Source organism: Bradyrhizobium algeriense (assembly GCF_003062295.1).
Classification (GTDB): Bacteria; Pseudomonadota; Alphaproteobacteria; order Rhizobiales; family Xanthobacteraceae; genus Bradyrhizobium; species Bradyrhizobium algeriense.
This window is the reverse complement of sequence record NZ_PYCN01000032.1, coordinates 18,727-41,684: the sequence shown is the minus strand read 5'-3', so window position 1 is coordinate 41,684 and position 22,958 is coordinate 18,727. Positions and strand designations below refer to the sequence as shown.

The 22,958-nt window shown below is 59.7% G+C and carries 21 protein-coding genes and 3 pseudogenes; 13 read left to right on the top strand and 11 right to left on the bottom strand.

Going from position 1 to position 22,958, the window contains the following annotated elements; all coding sequences use genetic code 11:
• Positions 1-19 precede the first annotated feature (19 nt).
• Positions 20-877: pseudogene (locus C7G61_RS35390) on the bottom strand (SDR family oxidoreductase).
• Between the two features lie 214 nt (positions 878-1,091).
• Here C7G61_RS35390 and C7G61_RS47600 point away from each other — a divergent pair.
• Both C7G61_RS47600 and C7G61_RS46315 read left to right on the top strand, forming a co-directional pair.
• Positions 1,092-1,181: pseudogene (locus C7G61_RS47600) on the top strand (hypothetical protein); the annotation flags it as partial.
• A 377-nt stretch (positions 1,182-1,558) separates the two neighbouring features.
• Positions 1,559-1,699 (top strand): hypothetical protein, encoded by a 141-nt coding sequence (locus C7G61_RS46315; protein WP_244608611.1) that lies wholly within the window; start codon positions 1,559-1,561, stop codon positions 1,697-1,699.
• Positions 1,700-1,805: 106 nt separating this feature from the next.
• Here C7G61_RS46315 and C7G61_RS35375 read toward each other — a convergent pair whose 3' ends face one another.
• Positions 1,806-2,009 (bottom strand): hypothetical protein, encoded by a 204-nt coding sequence (locus C7G61_RS35375; RefSeq protein WP_108522340.1) that lies wholly within the window; start codon positions 2,007-2,009, stop codon positions 1,806-1,808.
• A gap of 124 nt (positions 2,010-2,133) precedes the next feature.
• On the opposite strand from C7G61_RS35375, the gene C7G61_RS35370 reads away from it, so the two are divergent.
• Positions 2,134-2,865 carry a Crp/Fnr family transcriptional regulator gene (locus C7G61_RS35370; RefSeq protein ID WP_244608610.1) on the top strand — a complete coding sequence of 244 codons (732 nt, stop codon included), beginning with the start codon at positions 2,134-2,136 and terminating at the stop codon, positions 2,863-2,865.
• A gap of 1,035 nt (positions 2,866-3,900) precedes the next feature.
• Here C7G61_RS35370 and C7G61_RS35360 read toward each other — a convergent pair.
• On the bottom strand, positions 3,901-4,104 hold the full coding sequence (locus C7G61_RS35360) for a CsbD family protein (protein WP_108522338.1): 204 nt from the start codon (positions 4,102-4,104) through the stop codon (positions 3,901-3,903).
• A gap of 753 nt (positions 4,105-4,857) precedes the next feature.
• Between C7G61_RS35360 and C7G61_RS35355 the strand changes: the two genes are divergently transcribed.
• The 5 genes from C7G61_RS35355 to C7G61_RS35335 all read left to right on the top strand — a co-directional run bounded on the left by C7G61_RS35355 (position 4,858) and on the right by C7G61_RS35335 (position 8,525).
• A complete protein-coding gene (locus tag C7G61_RS35355; RefSeq protein WP_108522337.1) occupies positions 4,858-5,691 on the top strand; it encodes a YihY/virulence factor BrkB family protein in 834 nt (277 codons plus the stop codon).
• Positions 5,692-5,753: 62 nt separating this feature from the next.
• Entirely contained in the window at positions 5,754-6,785 is a 1,032-nt protein-coding gene (locus C7G61_RS35350) for a DUF3618 domain-containing protein (protein ID WP_108522336.1), read from the top strand.
• 8 nt (positions 6,786-6,793) lie between these two features.
• Positions 6,794-7,399 carry a hypothetical protein gene (locus C7G61_RS35345; RefSeq protein ID WP_244608609.1) on the top strand — a complete coding sequence of 202 codons (606 nt, stop codon included), beginning with the start codon at positions 6,794-6,796 and terminating at the stop codon, positions 7,397-7,399.
• Positions 7,396-7,791 carry a phage holin family protein gene (locus tag C7G61_RS35340; RefSeq protein ID WP_108522335.1) on the top strand — a complete coding sequence of 132 codons (396 nt, stop codon included), beginning with the start codon at positions 7,396-7,398 and terminating at the stop codon, positions 7,789-7,791. Before C7G61_RS35345 ends, C7G61_RS35340 begins: the two co-directional genes overlap by 4 nt.
• Entirely contained in the window at positions 7,788-8,525 is a 738-nt protein-coding gene (locus tag C7G61_RS35335; protein WP_108522334.1) for a hypothetical protein, read from the top strand. Before C7G61_RS35340 ends, C7G61_RS35335 begins: the two co-directional genes overlap by 4 nt.
• A gap of 28 nt (positions 8,526-8,553) precedes the next feature.
• On the opposite strand, the gene C7G61_RS35330 is transcribed toward C7G61_RS35335, so the two are convergent.
• Both C7G61_RS35330 and C7G61_RS35325 read right to left on the bottom strand, forming a co-directional pair.
• Positions 8,554-8,742: a hypothetical protein gene (locus tag C7G61_RS35330; RefSeq protein ID WP_108522333.1), complete on the bottom strand. Its 189-nt coding sequence runs from the start codon at positions 8,740-8,742 to the stop codon at positions 8,554-8,556.
• 25 nt (positions 8,743-8,767) lie between these two features.
• Entirely contained in the window at positions 8,768-9,274 is a 507-nt protein-coding gene (locus C7G61_RS35325; RefSeq protein WP_108522332.1) for a YciE/YciF ferroxidase family protein, read from the bottom strand.
• Between the two features lie 909 nt (positions 9,275-10,183).
• On the opposite strand from C7G61_RS35325, the gene C7G61_RS35320 reads away from it, so the two are divergent.
• Complete coding sequence (locus C7G61_RS35320; protein WP_108522331.1) at positions 10,184-12,586, top strand: AI-2E family transporter; 2,403 nt, start codon at positions 10,184-10,186, stop codon at positions 12,584-12,586.
• Positions 12,587-13,353: 767 nt separating this feature from the next.
• A complete protein-coding gene (locus C7G61_RS35310; RefSeq protein WP_108522329.1) occupies positions 13,354-14,145 on the top strand; it encodes a transglutaminase-like domain-containing protein in 792 nt (263 codons plus the stop codon).
• Between the two features lie 718 nt (positions 14,146-14,863).
• On the opposite strand, the gene C7G61_RS47290 is transcribed toward C7G61_RS35310, so the two are convergent.
• Positions 14,864-15,577, bottom strand: coding sequence for a hypothetical protein (locus C7G61_RS47290; RefSeq protein WP_338026160.1), 714 nt, complete (start codon positions 15,575-15,577; stop codon positions 14,864-14,866).
• An 84-nt stretch (positions 15,578-15,661) separates the two neighbouring features.
• On the opposite strand from C7G61_RS47290, the pseudogene C7G61_RS47835 reads away from it, so the two are divergent.
• Positions 15,662-15,784, top strand: a pseudogene (locus C7G61_RS47835) (sodium-independent anion transporter); the annotation flags it as partial.
• 449 nt (positions 15,785-16,233) lie between these two features.
• Here the strand turns inward: C7G61_RS47835 and C7G61_RS35300 are convergent.
• The 5 genes from C7G61_RS35300 to C7G61_RS35280 form a co-directional block, all read right to left on the bottom strand.
• On the bottom strand, positions 16,234-17,106 hold the full coding sequence (locus tag C7G61_RS35300; protein WP_108522328.1) for an ABC transporter ATP-binding protein: 873 nt from the start codon (positions 17,104-17,106) through the stop codon (positions 16,234-16,236).
• On the bottom strand, positions 17,103-18,008 hold the full coding sequence (locus C7G61_RS35295) for an ABC transporter permease (protein WP_108522327.1): 906 nt from the start codon (positions 18,006-18,008) through the stop codon (positions 17,103-17,105). The genes C7G61_RS35300 and C7G61_RS35295 overlap by 4 nt, the downstream gene beginning before the upstream one ends.
• Positions 18,005-19,426 carry an ABC transporter substrate-binding protein gene (locus C7G61_RS35290; protein WP_190242116.1) on the bottom strand — a complete coding sequence of 474 codons (1,422 nt, stop codon included), beginning with the start codon at positions 19,424-19,426 and terminating at the stop codon, positions 18,005-18,007. The genes C7G61_RS35295 and C7G61_RS35290 overlap by 4 nt, the downstream gene beginning before the upstream one ends.
• A 163-nt stretch (positions 19,427-19,589) precedes the next feature.
• Positions 19,590-20,372 (bottom strand): Crp/Fnr family transcriptional regulator, encoded by a 783-nt coding sequence (locus C7G61_RS35285; RefSeq protein ID WP_108522325.1) that lies wholly within the window; start codon positions 20,370-20,372, stop codon positions 19,590-19,592.
• 101 nt (positions 20,373-20,473) lie between these two features.
• On the bottom strand, positions 20,474-20,776 hold the full coding sequence (locus C7G61_RS35280) for a gamma-butyrobetaine hydroxylase-like domain-containing protein (protein WP_420836819.1): 303 nt from the start codon (positions 20,774-20,776) through the stop codon (positions 20,474-20,476).
• Between the two features lie 154 nt (positions 20,777-20,930).
• On the opposite strand from C7G61_RS35280, the gene C7G61_RS35275 reads away from it, so the two are divergent.
• Entirely contained in the window at positions 20,931-21,944 is a 1,014-nt protein-coding gene (locus C7G61_RS35275) for a YeiH family protein (protein ID WP_190242113.1), read from the top strand.
• Positions 21,945-22,070: 126 nt separating this feature from the next.
• Positions 22,071-22,844, top strand: a complete 774-nt coding sequence (locus C7G61_RS35270) for a ferredoxin--NADP reductase (protein ID WP_108522322.1) — start codon at positions 22,071-22,073, stop codon at positions 22,842-22,844.
• Positions 22,845-22,958: the final 114 nt, after the last annotated feature.

The following is a 22,958-nucleotide window of genomic DNA, read 5'->3' as shown; positions in this document are numbered from 1 at the left end:
GGGCCAGTGGGGATACCTTTTACAGGAACGGCTTTCCGCCAGTGACGGCGATCGTCGCGACGGATACGTAGCTCGAAAAGCGGATCGGCCAGCACGACATAGGCCGTGGCCAACTCAGCCGGCTGACCGGGGCGCTTGATCGGGACCTGTTTGCCGAAGTTCTTCACGGAGTCCTCAGGCAAGGTGGACGGGATGAGTGGCGTCAGATCGGTCCCGGAGCAACCGCATTGGCACGAATGCCCTTCTCGGCCAGCATCTGCGCCAGTCCCGCCGTGAAATTGTGGATAGCACCCTTGGTCGTTGCATAGGCTAACAGCGTCGGGTTCGGTACATCCGAATTGATCGACGTCGTGTTGATGATGCAGCTACCCGCCTTCATGTGGCTTACCGCTGCCATGGTAAGATAAAACATCGCGTGGATGTTTACCTTGAACGTCAGTTTCCATTCCTCGTCGCTGATGTCGTCGATCGATTTGAAGCTGGCCTGATGGGCCGCGTTGTTGACGAGGATATCTACACCGCCCAGTTCCGATACGGCCTTCGCGATGACGGCGCGGCATTGACCGGGGTCCTGGATGTCGCCGGGAAGCAAAACGGCCGTTCTGCCGGCTTCCGTCACCATCCGCTCGGTCTCCCGGGCATCGTCATGCTCGTCGAGATAGGAGATCAGAACGTCAGCTCCTTCTCGGGCGTAGGCGATGGCAACCGCGCGGCCGATCCCGCTATCGCCACCGGTGATGACGGCCTTCTTGCCGTTGAGGCGGCCGCTGCCCTTGTATGTCGTTTCGCCATGGTCGGGCACCGGATTCATCGCGGCAGTCTTGCCGGGCATCGGCTGGTGTTGGTTCGGAAAGGGAGGGCAGGGATAATGCAGCATGGCTCAGCCTGTGCTCTCTTTTATCTCAATTCTACTTAACATCCGCTTGGCAGGTTCGCTCCTGCGTTGGCGAGCCGGGCAGGCGAGGGGCGCGGGGAATGCGAGGAAGCTCCCGATACAATCTTGACCAGGTCAGCGGCCACAAAGATGCCGTTTCGCTGTTTGAACGGTACGCGAAGGCGGCGACGACCCGAACCTCAAGGAATGGGCAGAAAAGACGCTGCCGACCCTGTGGCATCATCTCGAAATGGCCCAGGAGATGGCGGCCGGCAAGCCTGTTGAAAGCACTAGATGCCGATCATAGGACTTGCGAGGGAGGCCGGTCCCAAGGCTCCGGTATAAACGCGGGTCCGGCTCCGAGACCGAAATTCATGCCAGGAATTCGCGATAGGGCACATCTGCTTGGCCGCCAAACGCGGGAGGAGGTTGCGCTGGCTGCTGTCGGACGCATCCTCGCAGGTCACTCATCGATACAGCAAGTGCGGCCGCTGATGGCGGCGGGCGTGGGCTCTGGTCGCTACAAGGCTTGCGCGAGCGCATGGACGAAGAGAGACCGGGCCTCCAGCGAATTTATGGCGGTGAAAAGCCGGCCGCAAAGATGGCGCCCAAGAAAGTCCAAGGGCGTGCGGGCCGAGAAGAAGGTAGGCGCTAGAAATGCCAGCATGCCAAGATACTTTTTCCGTGTGTACCACGACCGACCTGAGCCGGACGAGGAGGGAGAAGAACTGGCCGGATGCGCAAGCCGCGTGGCGCGAGGCAACGGTGACGGTGGGGCAGATCATTCAGGACCTCGATGGGAGGTTGCGTCCCGGCAAGGATTAGCGACTGGAAGTGACCGACGAATTCGCGAACGGGCTGTACGTCATCCACCTCTACGCCGAAAAACCAAAGTGATGGCTTGGGCGAATGCTGAAGGCTGAACGGCCGGCTATTTCGGGCTGCGCAATTCCGGGGATGCCAGCCACCGGTCTATCGCGGCTGCAGCATCACTGGAGACCGCTGTCTGTATCAGACGGTCGCGTTCCTGGCCCGGCGGTAAGCCGTCGGCTTTTGCGCGCGCGAGAGACGCGACTTGTTTCAAGCGTTCCTGAAGCGAAAGGACCGGGCGGCTGCGGTTGCGCTTTTTCTTCATGTTAGATCTCCTGCGAGATCTGAACTTTCCACATCGCAGCGGCCTCATCCTTAACCTTTGTTAGGAACCGCGCCCTTCCGCGCCCGTTTTTCCAGAGAAAGTGGACCGCGAAGGAGAATCTGGTTTGGATAAAGAATCGATGGTCGCGACCCTATTACGGCGGCTTGATGCGGTCACGGGGCTCGATGAGGCGGACATCGCCGCCATCCGCGCGCTTCCGATTGTCGTTCGTCCGTGGGAGGCCGGACGAGCCATCGTTTCCGACGGCGACCGCCCGACGGAATGCTGTCTGGTGATCGAGGGATTCTGCGTGCGCTCCAAAACGATAATGAACGGCCAGCGGCAAATTCTTTCCATTCATATCTCCGGGGACATCCCCGACCTTCAGAGCCTATATCTGCACCGCATGGACCACGATCTCATCAGCTTGGTCCCGTCCAGGTTGGGCTTTATCAGTCACGCCGCGCTGCGGGCTATGACGCGCGGGAATCCGAACATCACCGAGGTGCTCTGGCGCGACACACTGATCGATGCCGCGATGTTCCGGGAATGGATTGTCAATGTTGGGCAACGGCCGGCCGCGAGCCGGCTTGCTCACATCGTCGTTGAGTTGCGCAGACGTCTCGCCATCACGGGCTACACGGAATCAGGCGCGTTCGAGATGCCTCTCACGCAGGAGCAGATTGGCGAGACGCTGGGCATAACGCCAGTGCACGCCAACCGAATCATCAAACAACTGCGCGATGAGAACATCCTCGATATCAACAGGGGCCGGGTGAGGGTGCTCAACGAAACTAGGCTTGCGGAACTGGCGCAATTCGACGACCGCTATCTTCACCAAAGTCCGTCCCTATGAGGGGGACGCAACGAATCCTTTTTCTAAGGAAGTCGTGTAGCCGAAATAGCAGCGCTTTTCCATGCGCAGCTCCCCGGGAGCGATCGGCAGACGCTGGACGGATCAAGATATCGACGATCTAAAGCGCATGGCCAGTATTATTCCGCACCGCAGATTGCCGAACTGACCAATCGGACCGTCGGGGGCGTCGTATTCAAAGCCTATCAACTGGGGCTTTCCTTGCGATCCAACCGACACGTAAGAGAGCAGGCTGCCGTCGCGGAATAGGGAAGCCCACAGACCATCGGGAATGCTCGGTTTGTCCGATATGGGACATACGCGACGCCAAAAAAACGGACTGCCTACCGGCAGCGCGCCGGAGAAACGTGCCGTTTGCCAAAAACTGAGGACCCTGACGGCGTCCACGGCTTGGGCGTCTGGGCGCTGGCCGTCATTATGGGAGCGGCGCTCGCCTCGTTGATCGGCGCGGCCAGTCTCAATCGAACGCCTTCGATGCGAAGCCCTGCGCAGGCCAGCGCGGCCAAGCCGTTCCTGAGCTATGAGCTTGACCGGCTGTTTCGTGCCAGCCGTCGTGCGCCCAATGTTGATCTCTGCGCCGAGCGCGCTGAGACCGGGCGCATCCTTCTCACCACCTCAAGTCATAGCGGCCTGAGCACGGACGATCGCGCCTATCTCATTCAGCAGGTTGGCGCGCTTACGGGACTCTCTGCGGCCGATGCAGAGCGAAGGGTGGACAGCGTCATTGTAAACGCCAAGACCGCTGTTACGCAGCACAGTCATCCTTGCCTTCTCGGTCGCGACCGCCGTCTTGCTTGGCGCCGTGGCTGCATGGGCGGTCGCGTGCGCCGGCGGACGGCATCGCGACGGTGCTCTCGTGCCGGAATGGATGGCTCGATCAGATGCGATCGGCCGACGGCATGAGGCGATGGTGCCGTAGGGCAAGAGTTGGGTAGATCGCCCGCGCTGCAACGGCATAAGCGCGGCAGAGAATTGTCCTCGCCCAAATAAAAAGCCCCGCTAAAGCGGGGCCTTTTGTTACCACCCCTGGCTTCCGTACCAGGCGTCGATCTCTTTCTTGGCCTGGTCTTTGGCATAGCCATACCGCTGCTGCAGACGGCCCTCGAGTTGGTCTTGCTTGCCGTCTATGACATTGAGGTCATCATCGGTAAGCTTCCCCCACTGTTCTTTGACCTTGCCCTTCATCTCCTTCCAATTACCTTCAACGCGGCTCCAATCCATGCGGTCCTCCATTTAGTGCCCGTGACGAAACGTGTCGCTGCTTGCATAGTTCCTAACAGACCATGAGACATCCTTACTGACTGCGTTACTCCAGACGCAGAGACCGGAATTCAACGATGCGGCGTCACGCCGGTTGGGCTCGCTGGTCGAATGCAACCGCTGCAAGGCGGGCGAGCCTGCCGCCTGACGCCCTCCGTGACCGCGCGACACGCTCTGGGAGCTGGAGGCGTCGCTGAAATGCCGGTTGTCCTGGCCGGTGCCCGTGATCAAGCTGACCGCGCGAGATCACGCCCCACAAATGGGATGAATCCGGAGGAGCGATAAACGGCGAGACCGCAACGCGGCGTTGTCATTCGATTTCGGAGCGGTCGCAAGGCCGCGCGATCCCGAGCGCATTAGGAACATTGCCTAGTATTCCAACGTTGAGAGTGTCCGTCCGATCACACGAGTGTGCAACCGCCATGGCGACTCTAGTCACGCGCAACCAATTCAATGTCACGTCGCAAGGGTGGTGCATAAGCCGGCGGAGGCTGCTTTCATCCCCAGTCGTGGCGACCCACTTTCAGGAACGATGCGGCTAGGTCAGCTAGTCAACCAGCGGGCCAACGGGCGGGGATACCGCGCGGAAGACGTTCTGAGAATTATGGAGAACTTTGGGAAGAGTATGTTGCCAGCAACCCGGAGATGTTCACTACGAACTCAGCGCCCTGCTAATCGTTTGGTGGCGCGTTCGAGGGAGGCGAGGGAAAACCAATGGGACTTTTGTGGCGGGTCCTGAAGGCGGCGGCATCCGGCTTTATCGCTAATGATGCCCTAAGCCGCGGAGCTTCCATCGCCTTCTATGCCGCCACGTCCCTGGCGCCCGTACTCCTTATCGTCGTGGCTATCGCCGGCTTGGCGTTCGGGCAGGATGCCGCTCGCGCCGCGATCAGTGATGAGCTCGGCCGGTTGTTGGGACCAACCGGCGGCGACTTCATTAAATCCATCCTGGCCCGATCAAGCGATCCGACGTCAGGCGCGACCGCAACCGTCGTGGGCGTCGTCACGGTGCTGGTAACGGCATCCGGTGTGTTCGGCGAGATGCGCACGGCACTGAACGCAACGTTCAAGGCCGAGCCGACGGACGAGCCAATTTTCTCCTTGATCCGGAGCCGGGCAGCCAGCCTTGGCCTTGTCGCCGCACTGGGCTTCATGCTGATCGTCTCGCTGGCCGCGAGTGCCGGGCTATCCGCCCTGGGGCACTGGTCGACCGGCAAGGCCGTGCTCAGCGCGCTCAACGCGGTCGTGTCACTTGGCATCTTCACGCTATTGTTCACAGCGATCTACAGGGTACTGCCGGACACGACGATCTACTGGCGCCATCTTCTGCTGGGCGCTTTTGTCACAGCCCTGCTGTTCACCGTCGGGAAATCGCTGATCGGATGGTACCTCGGTCAGGCAGCCCCGAACTCGACCTATGGCGCCGCGGGCGCGCTGATCGTCCTGATGTTCTGGGTCTACTACTCCGCGCAGATATTCCTGTTCGGCGCGGAATTAACGAAGGCGATCGATGACGCGCGCGATCCAGCGGCGCGCAACGAGCGTTAGGAACGATTCAATAGTGCCTGAGTTCGTTCTCAAAACAACACGAACGCACAGGCGGTGACGACATGACACGATCCGTGGAGGAGCTACGACGGGACTCCGAGCAAAGCCGCGCGCAGCTTGCGGCAACCGTCGACCGGCTGAGGGAGCAGATCGCCGACACCGCAGAAGACATCCGCTACAAGGTCTCGCCGGAAAACCTCAAGGCTGAGGTGAGCGGCTTCATCAGTCACAAGACCCACGGCTGGATGGATGCGCTGAAGCAACAAGCCATGGATAATCCGATGCAGGCAATCGCCGCGGGCACCGCGATCGCCGTGCCCGCGATGCGCCTGGCCCGCGGCTTCCCACTACCGCTCTTGATGATCGGTGCCGGCCTTGCCCTAAGTTCGAAGACCGTTCGCGATCGCGCCGCGGAAGCGGCAGCGCCGGGAATTGACAAGGCGAGGGAGGTTATCGACGAGACCGCGGAACGCGCCCAGTATCTGGGTGACGGTATGCGGAAAGAGATGTCCCACGCTGAGCGTCAGGCAGCCGGCATGGCCGGTGAAGCTCGTGAAACCGCAGGCGGAATGGCAGATGCGGCGAGCGGAATGGCTGGTGACCTGAGGGATCGCGCGGCGCAGGCCGCCGATGCCGTCGCCGACAAGGTCAGGTCCGGCATGGATGCCGCTTCGGAGATAGCCAAGGAGAAGATGGAGCGCGTTCGCTCGACTGCGACGAACGCGGCGACGGCTACTCCCGCGACTGCAAGCAAGGTGATCCGGGACAACGTCGCATTGATTGGCGGCCTCGGCGTGGCGATCGGCGCGATCCTTGCTGCTTCCCTTCCGAGCACCAGGGTCGAGGCGAGCGTGGCCGGTGAAGCGAGCGACCGCGTCAAGCGCGCCGCCGGCACGGCGGCTCAATCCGGATTTGAGGCGGCCAAGGACACGGTGCTGTCGGCGGCGGATGCCGCGGCAAGAAGCCTGTCCGAAGCCGACCTCGGCGGACACGCCAGCCGCATCACCGAAGGGGTGACCGAGAGACTCAAAGAGGTGGCCGACGACGTCGTGACAACGGCCTTCGATCCTTCCCGAAACCCGCCAGCCAAATAGAGGCCGCCATGAGCGATACGGATCTTAACACCCGCGATAAGAATTCTTCCCAGAACCAGAATACGGGCTCGTCCCAGAACCCGAAGGACCAGGTGGCGGATGCCGGCGCTGAGATCAAACAGCGCGCCGGTGATGTGCTGAGGGCGTCGACGGACACCGCACGCGACAAATTCAAGGAGGCGGCCGATGCCGCCAAGGAGGCTGCAGCCGGAACTGCGGATCGTTTCCAGGATCAGGCGCGTGAACAACAGCGCTCGGGTGCCGATTTTGTCGGCCGCTTCGCCGGCAACATCAGGGATGCGGCGCGCGCATTCGAAAACGACGTGCCGTTCGCAGCCCGCGGCATCAATTCGGCGGCCGAATATGTCGACGAAGCCGCCGACAAAATCCGCAACGGAAGCTTCCGCGATCTGGTCGATGGCGCGACGGATTTTGCCAAGCGGCAGCCTGCGGCCTTCTTGGGTCTGTCGGTGCTGACCGGTTTCGCCGCTGTCCGCTTCCTGAGGGCATCGGGAAGCGAGAGCTCTTCACGCCAGGGCTCTTCCTCATCGTCATCGTCCTACGAGCCGTCATCATCCTACAGCTCGGGATCCTACAAAGGTGAGGCGTCATGAGCACGAAAGCCGATCTTCGGACGATCTCGCACCTTTTCGGCGACGCGCTTTCGCAATTCGCAAAACTGTTCCAGAACGAGGTTGATCTCGCCAAGGCCGAACTCGGCGAGAAGGTTCAGCAAATCGGTGGCGCCGTCGGCCTCATTGCGGCCGGTGCCGTCCTGGTTATTCCCGCGATCGTCATGGCGCTGTTTGCGCTTTCCGCGGCCTTGATCGCGGGCGGCTGGTCGCAGCCGGTCTCTTATCTGATCTCCGCGATTGTTGCCGCGGTGCTCGCAGGCATCTTGCTTGCGGTCGGTATGAATCGGCTCGACACACGTCATCTGGCGCCGCGAGAAACGTTGCGTCAGCTCGAAAAGGACAAGGACACCGTGAAGGGAATGGTGCGATGATCGGTTCACAAGGGAGTTTCATAGATGGTCTGGCCGCGGCTGCCCGGGAAAACCCGCTCGCCGCAGCCCTGATCGGAGGTGGCGCGCTGTGGCTGCTTATCGGCAGCGACAAGCTGAAGAACGCCGCCGGTTCGGTCACGTCAGCGGCCGCGCCGCTCGCCGATCTCGGCGCGCGTGCCCAAAGGTCGGCCGCCTCCAGCTGGGACGATACTTACGGTTCCATGCGGAATCGCGCCTCCCGAATGCAGGACGAAGCCTCGCGCGATATCAATGAAACGGTCCGCAACGCCAGAATGGCCACTTCCGATGCGATGTCCGGCGCGGCGGAAACGATGAGCGAGCGATTCGACGAAGGCGTGGCCGGCGCCCGGGAAATGTTTGACCGGGTGGGCCGGGCCTTGCCGAGGAAGGAAACTCTGAGGCAGGCGCAGTCCTCGCTGTCCGATCTCCTGGAAAGGCAACCGCTGGTGCTTGGTGCCGTAGGCCTTGCGATCGGCGCCACGGTGGCGGGCGCCCTGGCCAAGTCGGGTCTCGAAAAAGAGTGGGTCGGGGACTTGAGTGAAAGCCTCAAGGCAGATCTGAAGGTGCGTGCCGGGGCCGTGTCGCAAAGCGTCCGAGAGGGGGCCGATACGCTCAAAGCCGAATTCGAAGATGCCGGCGCCGAATACGTCGATCGCGTCAAACAGGCGGGCCAGGATGCGATGGAGGCGGCCCGAGAGAAAGTAGGATCGTAAGAACACTCTGTTGTCGCCGCCTGCCGGATCACCAGCGACGCCAGCCGCCGTAATACCGCGGACCATAGAATCGCGGACCGCCATAGTAGGCGAATGCCGGGCGAACCACGCGACGGTAACGAACCACGGGATAATAGGGCTCGTCGTAATTTCGGAGGATGTTCAGCCCGGTCCGGTATTCGGTAGAATGGCCCCAGCGCAGTAGCGCTGGGGCCATTTGTAGGTGGTATCGGGTCGCTTGGTTATGCGGCTTTCGCGGTCTCGGCGTGCTGGTTGACCTCGGATTCCGCGAGCTGACTCAGGGCACTGTCCGTTGCCTTCTCTTCCTTAAGGGTTGCATCGAGCAACTTCACTGCATCGGCGTAACCCAATTCGTTTGCCCAGGTCTTGAGGGTGCCATAACGCGAAATCTCGTAATGCTCGACGGCCTGTGCGGCAGCGAGCAGACCAGCGTCAAGGGCCGGCATACCCTTGTACTCGTCCATAACTTCCTTGCCTTCTTCGATGATTCCCACGATGGCATCGCAGGTCTTGCCCTTCGGCGTTTCGTCGATCGACGCGAATACCTGCTCCAACCGCTCGACCTGGCCGTCGGTTTCGGCCATGTGCTTTTCAAACGCAGCCTTAAGCTTCGGCGACTGCGCGGCTTTGGCCATTTTCGGCAGGGCGGACAGGATCTTCTTCTCGGCGAAGTAGATATCCTTCAGTGTATCAAGAAACAGATCTTTCAGTTCTTTCTCTCTAGCCATAGAACCCTCCAGGTTAATTGCTGGTACCAAACAAGATTGCCGTTGAGTTGTTCCTAGCCGAAACCACTTTCCCTTGCGCAGATCAGACACTAAGTCGCCTGGGTTCAGAAGCGCAGCATTTCCGAACATGAAAAGTAGAGCGATCGTGATCAGGGCCGGGAGCATGAGCGATCCGAGACAGCCCAACCGGTCTATTCCCGCTCTGGGACGGCGAACCCCTCCAGCTCGTAGCCCCAGATCTGCACGCGCGGGAGCGGCAGGAGGTACTGGAAGCCCAAAGAGAAATGTACGAAACCAAATATCTGGGAAGCGTTAGGGCATTCACCGGTTTGCGGGACGTGTCGAGACACTAAGGGAGGCGGCGGGCAAACTTGCGCTCCGCTCGCTACTGAACGTCAATGATGCCATGGCATGCGGGGACGACGTCGAACATGGCTAGCCGGATCCACGATTAGTCGGGCTAGCGCTTGGAAAGCTGGGGATCTCAGCATAATCGGGGATGCTCCTTATGAACGTCAAGGCTGCGAGCGGAGCAGGCACCTGCAGCCGACGAGCTTCTTACAGGTGGGTTTGCCAAGCAAGCGCGACTGGAGGCTGGCCGTTTCGGAATGAACACCCTATAAACAGACACCGTTACCGTGTCGGCATGTCTCAAAGGTGCCATGACGCTGCCGAGGGCACCGATGGTGGATCAAGACCGCTGGGACCTCGAAATTGACACCGCCTGAGTGACCGCTGATCAGCCTGCCGTTACCTAGGCGCGGATCATCTCGATCGCTTCCTCGCGGAACGTGTGCATGTCCCGTCGTCTGTGAAGCCGACGATTTATTGCCCATGCAAGCTCGCGACACGAATTGCATGAAGGGAACTTGCTGGGTCCGTTCGCGTTTTCGTGTGAGGCGCAGCACAATGCATAATTTGCCTACAGCCTCAGGGCTTCCATCATCAAGCCAGGTCCGCGCGGATGCGGTCACGTCTCGCGAACTGGATATTGTAAGAGTTGCGGCCGCCCTGGTGTCGGGCGCGGTCATCCTTGCTGGCCTGTATTTCGGCCGTGAAATACTCATACCACTCGCGATCGCGTTCCTGATCACATTCGCGCTGAACCCGCCCGTCACATGGCTTGCCCGGCTCGGCCTGCCCAGACTGCTCGCGACGAGCCTCGTCATGGTAACCGTCGGATGCGCCCTGGTTGGACTAGGCGTCATTCTCGGCGCACAGGTCCGTTCGATCGCTGTCGAATTGCCGGCCTATCAATCGACGATACTGACGAAGTTGGCGGATCTACGCCAGAATCTTAAGGCACCCGGATTGTTCGACGGCGTGCTGAAGACAGTCGAACGCGTACAGAAGGAGGTCGAGTCAAAGGACGACAAACCCGCGGAAGGCCCGGTGCCACAGCGTGTCGAAATCGTTCCCATGCCGCAAACGCCGTTCGAGCAGGCATTTGCCTGGCTTGTGCGGTCAGCGGAGCCGCTGGCTACGGCCGGCATCGTCTTGATCTTCGTCTTTCTGGCGCTGCTTGATATCGGCGACCTTCGCGACCGGTTTCTACGACTATTGGGTGGCAACTTCCATCGTTCGACCGATGCGATCCAGGAGGCTGGTGCGCGTATCAGCAGGTATCTTCTGATGCAGCTACTCGTAAACGTCAGTTACGGCGTGCCGCTCGCTGCCGGCCTCTGGATCATCGGCGTACCAGGCGCGCTTCTGTGGGGCGCCGTGGGCGCGGTCATGCGCTTCATCCCCTATGTCGGCCCACTGATTGCTGCGATCTTTCCAGTCTCGATCGCTTTTGCCGTCGACAGTGGCTGGAGCATGTTGCTATGGACCGTTGCGGTGATCGTCATCCTCGAGTTGATAAGCAACAACATTGTCGAGCCCCTGCTATATGGTTCGAGCACCGGCCTGTCGGCCATATCGCTGATCGCCGCGGCGATATTGTGGACAGCGCTTTGGGGTCCCGTGGGGCTGATCCTCTCCACCCCTCTCACGGTTTGTCTACTAGTCCTCGGGCGTAATCTGCCGCAGCTGCGCTTCCTCGACACTATGCTCGGTTCGACGCCTGCACTGGATGTACCCGCCCGCATCTATCAGCGACTGATTGCAGATGATGCCGACGAAGCTGTCGAGATCGCAAGCGCCGAAATCGAAGAGTCTTCGGTTATATCATTCTACGATGCAATCGGCATTGAGGTCCTTCGTCTGGCAAGCGAGGAGTATCTCCAGAACGCAAGCGCTGAGCACCGCCTGCGTCTGGCAAGCGGAATGGATACACTGCTCGACGATCTCAGAGATCAATACCCAGCCTCCCTAAGTCCGGAGGCAAAGCCAACGGTCCTGTGCATCGGAGGAAAATGGGAGATCGATGCCCTCGCCGGCGAGATGCTAGCCCACGCGCTTGGTTTCGAAGGGATCGCCGCAGCTTCCCAACCCGCTGCAAGCGTCAATGCCGACTATCTGGCTAAACTCGACCTGAAGGGCGCGGACATTGTCTGCCTCAGCTACTTTACGCCGAACCCAGCCATCCCCGCCCGCCACGCCTGCCGGCGTCTGCGAAGACGATGGCCGGATCTGCGCATCGTTCTAGCGCTATGGAGGGCGCCCCCGGAACTGTTGACCGACGAATCCCTCGCAGCGCTCAAAGCCGATGCTGTCGTGACTTCGGTCGAGGAGGCGGTCCGTCGTATTCACCGCATCGTCGACCCTGAAGAAGCCAAGGTGGTCCAACAAGCCCCCGTGCCTGACAACGACGCAGAGCGTGTCGACGCGCTGAAAGCGACCGGGGTCTTAGAGGGTGACAAACGTGAAGCGCTGGATGCTCTCGCCAAGCGTGCGGCCGACGTATTCAACACCAGCGTTGCCGTGATCACCACTATCGATAAGGACCGCGAATACTTCGTCGGACAAAGTGGAAAATTGCCGGATGCCATCACCGACGATACAGGTACGCTGCTGCCGATGGACCGCGAACATGCGATCTGCAACTACGTAGTAGCCAACGACGAGACGCTAGTGGTCTCGGATATCGAGCGCGACCCGCGCTTTGCCGATAACGAGACGATCGAGCAATGGAACGTGCGCTTCTACGCTGGGGCGCCGCTACGCGCAGCTGACGGTCTGATAATCGGAGCGCTATGCATTCTCGACTCCGAACCCCGCACCCTGGAAGGAGACGAAGTCGCATTGCTTGAAACGATGGCTGCTGATGTTGTAGCCACCATTACCACGAGTGATGCGGATGAAGAAGCGCCAGAGAAATCTGCACCTGCTACCTCATCGGCAGCGGTCGGGCAGGAGGTGCCTCAGTAAGCGCCAACTCCAGGGTTCAGGCGGACGCCGGCCACCGCAAGGTTGCACAAGCGAGTCGCATTTCTTCGCGCATCACTGACCAGATGACCTATGAGCGGCTTAGGGCGTGGGTCGAGGAACTTAGACAGAGGCTTGGACAACGTCTGGCCGCCCAGCGGACCAGGGAAGAGATTAGAGCGCGCCCACGAACTTTGGGACAGAACGGACGGCCAGCAGACCGCGACCTGGAGTTCTGGCTTCAAGCCGAGTCTGAAATACGGCCGAACGGCAAGTGTGAAGCTATCGCGCTAACCCCAAGATGTGTGCCTTGAACGTCCGGATCTGTCCATCCAATTGCCATAGCTCGACGTCGTGGCCCGTCAACAAGTTGCCTATCTCCGGCATCTGCGCCGCGCGTGGCAACAGTCAGCGAAATGGGCCATGTGCCGTGCCCCGAGGCCCGATTTTCAGCAGCTTTTGAACGATGTTCGGGGGCATGCTTCGTCGCGTAGGCGGCCGCGATAGCCGATTTACGAACGGCCGAAGAGGGCAAACGGGTGCGCAGCACCGGTCTTGAACTTCGGTTCTCCTCAGTAGGCGTACAGCAGCACTAAAATCTAGCGCCAACTCGGGTCAATGGCTATACGTCGGATCAGGCCAAGCGCGTTCTGCGTAGTGAAACCGGAACGAGCCTCGCGAGTGTTTTACTGCTCGTCACCGCGTTCGCACTTGGAACACCTGATCATAATTCACGCCAGGGTGCCCTGTTGGTTTGGCTTGAGGGCCGCATGAAACTCTTGATCAAGGCCGAACTCGTCTATGCTTTCGCGCAAGCAACGCAGGTTATCGCTATCATTGAGGCTTCACATACGAGCGATCAAAAAATCCTCTCGGAATCGCTCGACATTCAGCCACCGGCGCTATTGCTCTTCGACAAGACACCATACGGTGACCGGAGCATACGCGCCTCGTTCTCTGGCGAAGTGGCGATCCGTTATCAGGCCGTGGTGGAAAACAATCTTCGGCAGCTCCTGCCGCCGGCCGGTCACCAGCATCTATGGTCGGACCTTCCCACCGACGTGCTCCCGTTTCTCCTGCCCAGCCGCTTTTGCCCGTCGGACAAGTTCATGCGATTTGCGCAACGCGAGTTCGGCGGAGCCGGCGACGGCGTGGCGCGAGTTATGTCGATCTTGGATTGGATTCATCGCAACGTTGACTATGTGTCGGGCGTCAGCAACGCTGAGACGACCGCGGAGCGGACGTTTATAGACCGCGCGGGCGTCTGCCGCGATTTCGCGCATTTGGGCATCACGCTGGCTCGCGCACTCGGCATTCCGGCCCGCGCCGTCAGCGCGTATGCGCTTCAACTGGACCCGCCTGACTTCCACGCAGTCTTCGAAGTTTATCTCGAAAATAGTTGGTGGCTGATTGACGCGACGCAGCTTGCGCCGATTGAAGGGATTATCCGCATCGGCAGTGGCCGGGATGCGTCGGATATCGCGTTTCTGACCTCGGACAAGCAGTGCCAGGTCTTGAGACAGACGATTGAGGTTTCGAAAACCCCATCGGTTACTGGCTGAGCCATTGCTGCCGTATTCCCACGTCGGCATTATCGGGACCCCCGAAGGGGATGGCGGCCGTGCGCGGGCGACCGCCCCTGGCGCGGGCCTGTTTCTTTCCGTGTGAGTACGTGGCTCGCCATGCTCGGTCAGTGGCTCGCCGGCTTCTAAGTAATCCCCCCAGCTCATCCCGGCGGGTTACTTTTTGCCAGCGTCGGCCGGAACGTCTCTGCCGGTCCGCGGTTGTGTTAGCGGCGACGGAATCTTGCGAGGAGCGGGACAGTCCCGGCATCAGGCCATGCGGTGTAACGCCCGCGTGGCTGTTGTCTTGGGGGGCGGTTGGGGTGCTCGCCAGCGCCTTTTGAGCCATCCCTTTAGCAGCGGCTACGGACGCCGTGATTTTGGCTAGGGTGCTTTCTCATCGGATCTTCGTCTTTCTTCGCTGACTCAACCCAGGGTTAAATCGTACGTACGAGCACGAAAGCATCTCTGGAGCGCTTACTACCGAGCGGGCCGGCTCCTCCGCGCTTCTAATCACGCCGGGGCGCGACCAGGGAGTTGCAAAAAAAAGCCCGCCAGGCCGAGTCGTTGGCTAGCGCCAAACTGGACCCTAGCAATTTCGTGATCGACCTACCAAGCCTAGGCGAATAAGTCAGCGCTGCCTTGCGTGGGCCTTACAGCTAGCCACAAAAGCAGCGGGCCGATAGGCCCGCTGCACGTCAATTCGGACGGTCGACCTTTACTGTTTGCTGCGATCGACTTGCGTACCTGTGGGGTTCGGAGACGGCGGCGTCGGACGGTTGGTTGTCGCCGCGCCCGTGGTCGTGCCGGGCTCGGTGTTGGTCTTGCCCGAAGGCCCCGCAGGGTTGGCCGGCTGGGTCTGCTGCGCGGTCTCGCTGGGCGGCGTGGTGCCCGCCTGGTCCACGCTGTTGTTGTTCAGGCCGTAGAACACGACACCCAGCACAACTGCGATGGCGATGGCGTACATTGCGACCTTGGTGCCGCTGGCGGGACCTTCGGCGAGCTGGGGATCGGCTTGCAGCTCATTATCGCGACGCCGCATTTCCTCTTTACTACGGCCCGCACGATGGAGATCGTTTGGATTGGGTTGGTATGCCATGAATTCGTTCCTCTGGTAGCGCCCCGGCGAAGCGAACAGGACAATGGCCGGCGCTCGCTGATGTTCCGCGCCAATGTTGCGGCCACCGGCCACATAGCAGCGTCCACCTCTATTGAGCGGCCGCATTTGTAATCGGAACAATAGACCAAGACGCGACGAACCCGATTCGTGCATTTCGCTGAAGGTGATTTTTTGCGATCGTTTCACCACTCGTCCCCAGTGGCCCGACGTCGGGCTCAGGCGTACTCGTCTGTCTGAGTTACGGCCGGTCTCTTGTACCAGGGCCTCATTGACCTTGGCGCGGTCGCGCCGCGCTTCCGGCGGTAGCGACATGACGATGAATGTCGGCCAGGATCGTCAGACTGTCGAGCAGCTTGTTTGCCCATTCCCAGAACCGATCGAAATCATCCATCAAAGGTGAAGCTTCGTCGCCACGGTGCTCATGTTGAAGTGATTGGCCTGAACGAGGCGAGCGCGACCATGGTGGAGCGGTTCGGCACTCACCATAAGCCCAATGCGAGTCAGAAGCTGGCGCACTGACAATGGTCGGGAGGCGGATTTGTGCCGCCTGACTCTTGGCCGCCGGCGAGCAAGCCAGTTGGGAGGTTGGCGGTCGCCAAAACCCGGCCGTCGCCTTTTTTGCGGCACGCCGCGGTTCTCGCGCGAACTCTCTGCTTCGGGATTTAAGCATGCGAGGGTAGGGAGCTATAGGCCCTCAGGCCGTCTCTCGATCAACCATAAGCAGCAGACGAAAGTCAGATGGGCCGAACTGGTGCCCAGCCGAATCTGTAATGTGAACCCCGCCAGCCAAGGCGTTCGAGCAGATGAGCCTTGTCGACGGCAGCAACGGGGCTGATGCGAATAGTGACGACGCTTTGCCCGTCTCTTGATGCGTGAATGGCGTATGTCATGGCATCCTCACCGGACACAAAGCCGTTGAGCGAGCGGCCGAAATTTCGGTCGCTGACCGGTTCTCTAGGAACTGCTATTCAAAGTACGTCAGCCAACGACTGCCCGTGCAAGTCTATATTGAGACCCTGCAAACCTTGGTCGCTGATTTCGCCTCCCATTGCTTTTAGGCTTTCCTCGCGGATCAACGACATCAGGCCGCGTCTCAAGGCAAGGAATTCCGACGACATCATCATCGATTGCTGGCGGGGCCGTTCCAGCGGAATGGGAATTTCCGCCTTGATTGAGCCGGGGCGAGCCGTCATGCAATAGACGCGGTCGGAAAGAAAGATCGCCTCGTCGATATCGTGGGTCACGAACAGGACTGAGATTTTCAGCCGCTGCCACATGTTATTGAGGATTTGCTGCATGATGACCCGAGTCTGCGCATCCAGGGCGCCGAAGGGCTCATCGAGCAGGAGAACTTTCGGTCCTGTCGCCAGGGCCCGCACAATACCAACGCGTTGCTTCATCCCTCCGGAAAGGCGGTCTGGGTAATGCTTTCCGAACGCTTCAAGGCCAGCCAGTCCGAGCAGGGTGCGAGCAGCTCTATCGCGACGGGAACGGTCCATGCCGCGCATTTTCAGTCCGAATTCGACGTTCTCCTGGACGGTTTTCCAAGGGAAAAGAGAATATTGCTGGAAGACCATCCCGCGTTCGGCACTCGGACCCTTTACTTCTTCGCCGTCGACCGTGACCGTTCCCGCGGTAGGCTTCAGGAAGCCCGCGACCGCGTTCAGCAGCGTGGATTTTCCGCAACCTGATGGGCCGACGATCGAGACGAATTCGCCAGGCTTGACGTGGATCTGTGTGTCCGTAACGGCGACGACGGACCCGTCGATCGTCTCGTAGTTCAGCGCGAAGTTCGTGACCTCGATATGGCCTTCGGCTGCCTTCGCCTCGATCAGATTCATGTGCGCCCCCAAGGCATTGCGAGCCGGCCGGCGGACCGGATCAGCAGGCTGGACGTCAGGCCGAGGACGCCGATCGCGATCATGCCGAGTGCGATGTCGGCATACTGGACCAGCGAATAGGCTTCCCAGGTGAAATAGCCGATGCCGTACTGGCCGGAGATCATTTCGGCTGCAATCAGCGAAACCCACGCAACGCCCATTCCGACGGTAAGCCCGGTGAAGATGTGCGGAAGCGAAGCCGGAAAATAGACTTCGCGAAAGATCGAGGCTTCCCTGGCCCCGAGGCACCGCGCGGCCCGGACCAGAACCGGATCGACCAGAACCATGCCATGCAGCGTATTCACCAGGATCGGAAAGAACGAACCCAGGAAAGTGATGAACACAATGCTCTGTTCGTTGGTCGGCCACAGCATGATCGCCATCGGTACCCACGCGATCGCAGGAATCGGACGAAGGACTTCGGCAACCGGGAAAACTGCTTCGTGGATCAGCTTGAAGCGCCCCATGACGAGACCGAGCGGCACCGCGACAAGCGCCGCCAGCGAGAAGCCGAATATAATTCTGCGGCAGCTCAGCAGGACATGCATCAGGAATTTGGGGTCGTGGATCGCGGTCGTGAAGCTCTCGTAGACGGCAAGTGGAGAAGGGACGTTGGTGAATCGCACGAAAAACACGACGCGATATTTAGTCAAGAGGTGCCAGAGAATGAGAAACGCGACCAGGGAAAGGGCGCCGATCAGCGTCGCGCGCAGACGACCCTTGTTGAGCCGGAACCAGCGCGCGGCCAGGGCACCGATCGTGACTGGACTGTGGACCGGCTCCACGGCGGGAGCCGGTTCGGCAGCGATCGCGGGTGTTTGGCGTTCCGTCGGATGCAGGGCATGCGCAGGACTGCTGCTCATGTCTTGCCTCCGCCCACCGCCGACTTCACCGCCTCTTCAAAACCAAGAACTTTGCCGCTGTTCTTGGCGGCGTGAGCTTCGGCGTCCTTCTTCAGCAGGAACGGCGCAATATCGCCGCCGGCGACTGCATAGAAGGCCTGGTCCGCGAACAATTTGATGCCGCGCATGGTGTCGAAGACATAAGTGACGTTGATCTTCTTTCCCTTGGCCTTGAAATCCGCGTAAGCACCGAGCGTGCAGGTGGCGCTGCTGAACGGAAGAATGCCTGCGTCATCGACCCACACTTCGCCGGACTTGCGGGGATCAGAAATCGGCTTTTTGCAGAACTTGTCGTCGCCGGAAATCTCGTAGTTCCTGGTGCTGGCGAGCTGGGCGTCATAGTCCAGCTTCATGTCGGCATAGGCCTTGCGGATGAAAGTGTCGTCGACCCATTTCTTCGGATCGAACTCCTTCATTCGTCCAAGGTTTTGCAGCACCTTGACATCGACTTCCGCCGCGTCGATCAGGGCTGGTTTGATGGTGGGGTCGGTAGTCATGTTGCCGCTCGGACCGAGGAAGATGTAGACGACTTCCTTGCTGATGCCGGTCCATTCCGCAATTTTTTCCGCCGCCAGTTTGGGATCGGCGCGCAGCCACTGGTTAGCGGCGATGATCGCTTTCATGTAGGCGACGACGACCTCGGGATACTTCTCAGCGAAGTCGGTCCGGACCACGACGCCGTGCCAGGTCGGCAGGTTCGTCTCCACGCCGTCGAAGATCTTGCGGGCAAATCCGCGAAACGGCAGCAGTTCTGCGAACGGGACAAAGTCAGCGTGGGCGTCGATCTTCTTCTCCTGAAGATTCGTCGAACCAACTTCAGGACTTTGACTGACCAACTGGAAGAAATCCGCTGGATAGCCCCGATCCTGCATCGCTTTCAGCATCATGCCATGGGCGGCCGACCCAAAGGGGACGCTGACCAACTTACCCTTGAGGTCCGCGAACTCGTAATACGGCGAGTCTTTATGGACGACGAGACCATTGCCAGAGCCGGACAGGCTGTAAGCCGCAACGGCGATCAGGCGGCTTTTGCTTTCAGGGTTTTTCTCAAACGTGAAACCGTTGACGACGAGCGGATAGTCTCCCATGGCACCGAATTGCAGCTTGTTGGCCATCATGCCGTTGGTGACGGGAGGACCCGAGGTGAAGTTCTGCCATTCGAGCTCGAACTTGATTTTGGCATACTTGCCGTCCGTCGGAAGGTACTTCTCGAGGAGGCGCAGTTGGCGGATGACGATGCCGGTCGTCACGGTGTTGGTCGTGGTATCCTGAGTGCCGATGCCGATTGTGACCGTTTCGCCTCTGGCCGGCTGCGCAAGAGCCAATGCCACGGACGCTATGGATATCGCTATCGAGATTGATTGGACTTGGCGGACCATGTTCATCCCCATTCGGTTGGAAGCACTGCACGCATGATTGGTTGGGCCAGCGTTCCAGGCAAATGCGGACTTGCCATCGGAGTAGATTAGTTGCCGCTAAAGGCCGGTTGCATACTCGTTGGGCAGTTTCACCGTGCAAAGCCGCTTACGTGTGCATTCAGGCTCAATCCGATGCCTGGCCGCGCATTTCTTCCAGAATATTTGGCAGGCAGACGACGATCTGGGACCGTTTCGTCAGCACAATCCGTTTTTTTTGCATTCGCTTGAGACTGATCGTCACCCATTGTCGGGTCGCCCCTACCATGTGCGCCAGGTCGGCGTGGGTGAAAGCTGCGGCGATAACGACTCCATCGGGATCCTCGACGCCGTACAGATCCATGAGGTGCAACAGGAGATGCGCGAGCCGTTGCGTAATCGAGCGCGTCCCCAGCATCTGGGCGAGCGCCGAATAGCATTTGCCTTTGAACGCGAGCCCCTCGATCAGCCCAATCGCGAGATTGGGAATTTCAGTTGCGAGTGTTCGCAGTTCCTTCCCCGGAAGCTGCACGATGCTGCAATTGCTGGAGGCGACGCCGGACCACTGATGAATGCCGGTGTCGAAGACCTCCGGCCCGCCCACAAAATTGCCCGCATGCCAATAAGCGAGAGTAATTTCGCGACCTAGCGGAGAGGAATAGAATACGCGTATGCGGCCGCTTTCGATCAGGAAAATACCGTCATGTTTCGCGCCCTGACTGAAGATAGTCTGCCCACGACTAAGGACCTTTCGGCGCCCTTGTTTCAGGACGATCTCCCGCTCGCGTATCGTCAGCTTTTCCATCAGGGACGGTGGACCGCCCATCAATTGCTGGTTCTCGGAAAGAAGCAGGGATGAGGTTGATTTAGTCGCCGCAGCCGCGGCCGAAGGCGCGCGTCCGCTCACCACATTTCCAGCCTGCAGCGACATTGCCGGTCTCCAGACCATTTAAGAACTGATCTAAAAAGCAGCAATCTTCGTGCCAGATTGATCGTTGCGGCCAAAGACGCGGGCGAAAAATCCAAACAGAATCAAGGCTCAGCCAATTGGGCCAAATAGCTTTTGGGGTAGATGCCCCGGTTGTGCCCGTCCGAGAACGAAATATTTAGCCCGTAGCCGAGGTCAGCGACCTCGACGATGGCGATCCCGGGAAAACGTTCCGGGAAGCGCTCGTCGAAGCGCGCGCGGGTGCAATGCGCGCATTTGCAGAATAGCCGAAGCTTCTCCGCCGTAAGAGTCACCCGAGATTCGTCGCTTGCAATCATGGATAGCGAGGCGAGATCGGCGCTTACCTCGCAACTCGTTCCTTCTGCAATCGGTGGCGATATCGGCATCGGCAAATCCATCCTCGGACAGGCTACGTTCCGAGTGATCGCACAGATAGCAACTAATTGCCGGCCGGCGCCGAATCCCGGTTTTGGAAATTACTTGCTTGTCCCGTGTCAGTATCGCGAACACCACCTCGCGAGCATCGCGCGGGGTAGGACAATGCTGCACCGGTCGGGAGGGGTCATTGAACCGAACTGGCTTTGGAGGGATGTTCCGGGTATTGCCCTCTGCGCGCTTGTCGCCTGCGCTGCGACCTGGATGACGGTTCTGGCCGGGTCTGCTGTCATCTGGGGCTTGATCTTCGGTCTCGTTCTCGCCGCGACCTGGTCGCCCCCGGCACTGTTTCAAACGGGTATCTCGTTTGCTGCAAGACAGGTGATGCGCATCGGCGTCGCGCTGCTTGGATTTCAAATCTCGCTCGCGACCTTGCAGATTTTGGACGTAGCTGACGTCGCTGCGCTCGCGATCAACGTGGCAATCGTTCTGATGGTAGGCTGGTTCCTGGGCCCGATGCTCGGAATCACAAGGGAACTGTCGCTGGTCGCCGCTGCTTCCGTCGCCGTTTGCGGCGCTTCGGCCGCCGCCGCGGTTGCCTGCGTCGTCATGCGCAATGATTCGGCTAACAGAGATGTTGCCTGCACTGTCGGCGCTGTCAGCATCATTTCGTCCGTTGCGATGATCCTGTATCCGCTCCTGGTTCACATGGCCGGACTGGGCTCGGCTGCAGGCGGCATCTTTCTCGGTGGGAGTATTCACGAAGTGGCCCACGCGATTGCCGCCGGCTACAGCGTCGATCCCGAGACCGGCGATATGGCCACGGTGGCAAAGCTTCTACGTGTGGCGCTCCTTGCGCCAGCGTGCATCGCTGTATCCTTCATCGCAACGGGCAGGGAAGTTTCGCAAAAGCCCCTTTTGCCGTTGCCGCCAGTCTTTTTGATCGGCTTTGTCGTGGCGGCGTTGCTCAATGCTTCGGGGCTTGTCCCGCGCGAACTATCTCAGGTGACCACGCCGCTTTCGCGCTTCTGCCTCGTCACGTCGATGGCGGCAATCGGATTGACGTTGCCTTGGAGGAGCATCCGCGCCTTCGGCATAAAACCCATCGTACTTCTGTTGATTCTTTCCGTGGTGCTGATCGGGTTGTCGTTAACATACGTTAAAAATCATTCGTTCTGACCGCGAAAAATTGGAAACTAATCGACCAAGAATTGAAGTCCATCGTTGCGAGATTTTCGCTTCTCACCCAACGTTCCATCATCGCGCTCTCATGCGCGTTATGGCGATCGACGGAGGAGAAGGACGATGAGCGCTTTTCAGAAGGAAACGGTTCTCTCAGTGAAGCACTGGACCGATTCCCTGTTCAGCTTTACAGCCACGCGCGATCCGGGTTTTCGCTTTCAGAATGGGCAGTTCGCGATGATCGGGCTGGAGGTCGAAGGGCGTCCACTTGTCCGCGCCTATAGTATGGCCAGCGCCAACCATGAGGACGCCCTCGAATTCTTCAGCATCAAGGTTGCCGATGGACCGCTGACCTCGCGCTTGCAGAAGATAAAGGAGGGCGACATCATTCTCGTCGGCCGCAAGCCAACCGGCACGCTCGTCACCGCAAATCTCATACCGGGAAAGCGGCTGCTGCTGCTTTCCACCGGTACCGGCGTCGCGCCGTTCGCAAGCCTCATCAAGGATCCCGATGTCTATGAGTCCTACGAGACGATCATTCTCGCTCATGGCTGCCGCCAGGTCTCCGAATTGGCCTACGGCGAACGCCTCGTCGAGAAGCTTCGACAGGACGAGTTGTTCGGGCCGCTACTCGCCGACAAGCTCATCTATTATCCGACCGTGACCCGCGAGCCGTTCCGCAATCGCGGTCGCATCACCGACCTGATCGAATCGGGTCAGCTCTTCAACGATGTCGGGCTAACCGTGCTGGACTGGGAGACCGACCGCGTCATGTTGTGCGGCAGCCCCGGCATGCTGGAGGAACTCCGTGTGATCTTCACGGAGCGCGGTTTTGTCGAAGGCAATCACAGCGAGCCTGGGCACTTCGTCATCGAGAAAGCTTTCGTTGAACGATGATGGCTACGCCATGCCTATTTGTTGTTCAAAGGCTGGCTTCGATTTCGGCAGCAGGCCCAAACATTGGGTTTTCTCTCGCCGGCGACAACTAATTGCTATCGCCGGAGGGCCAGC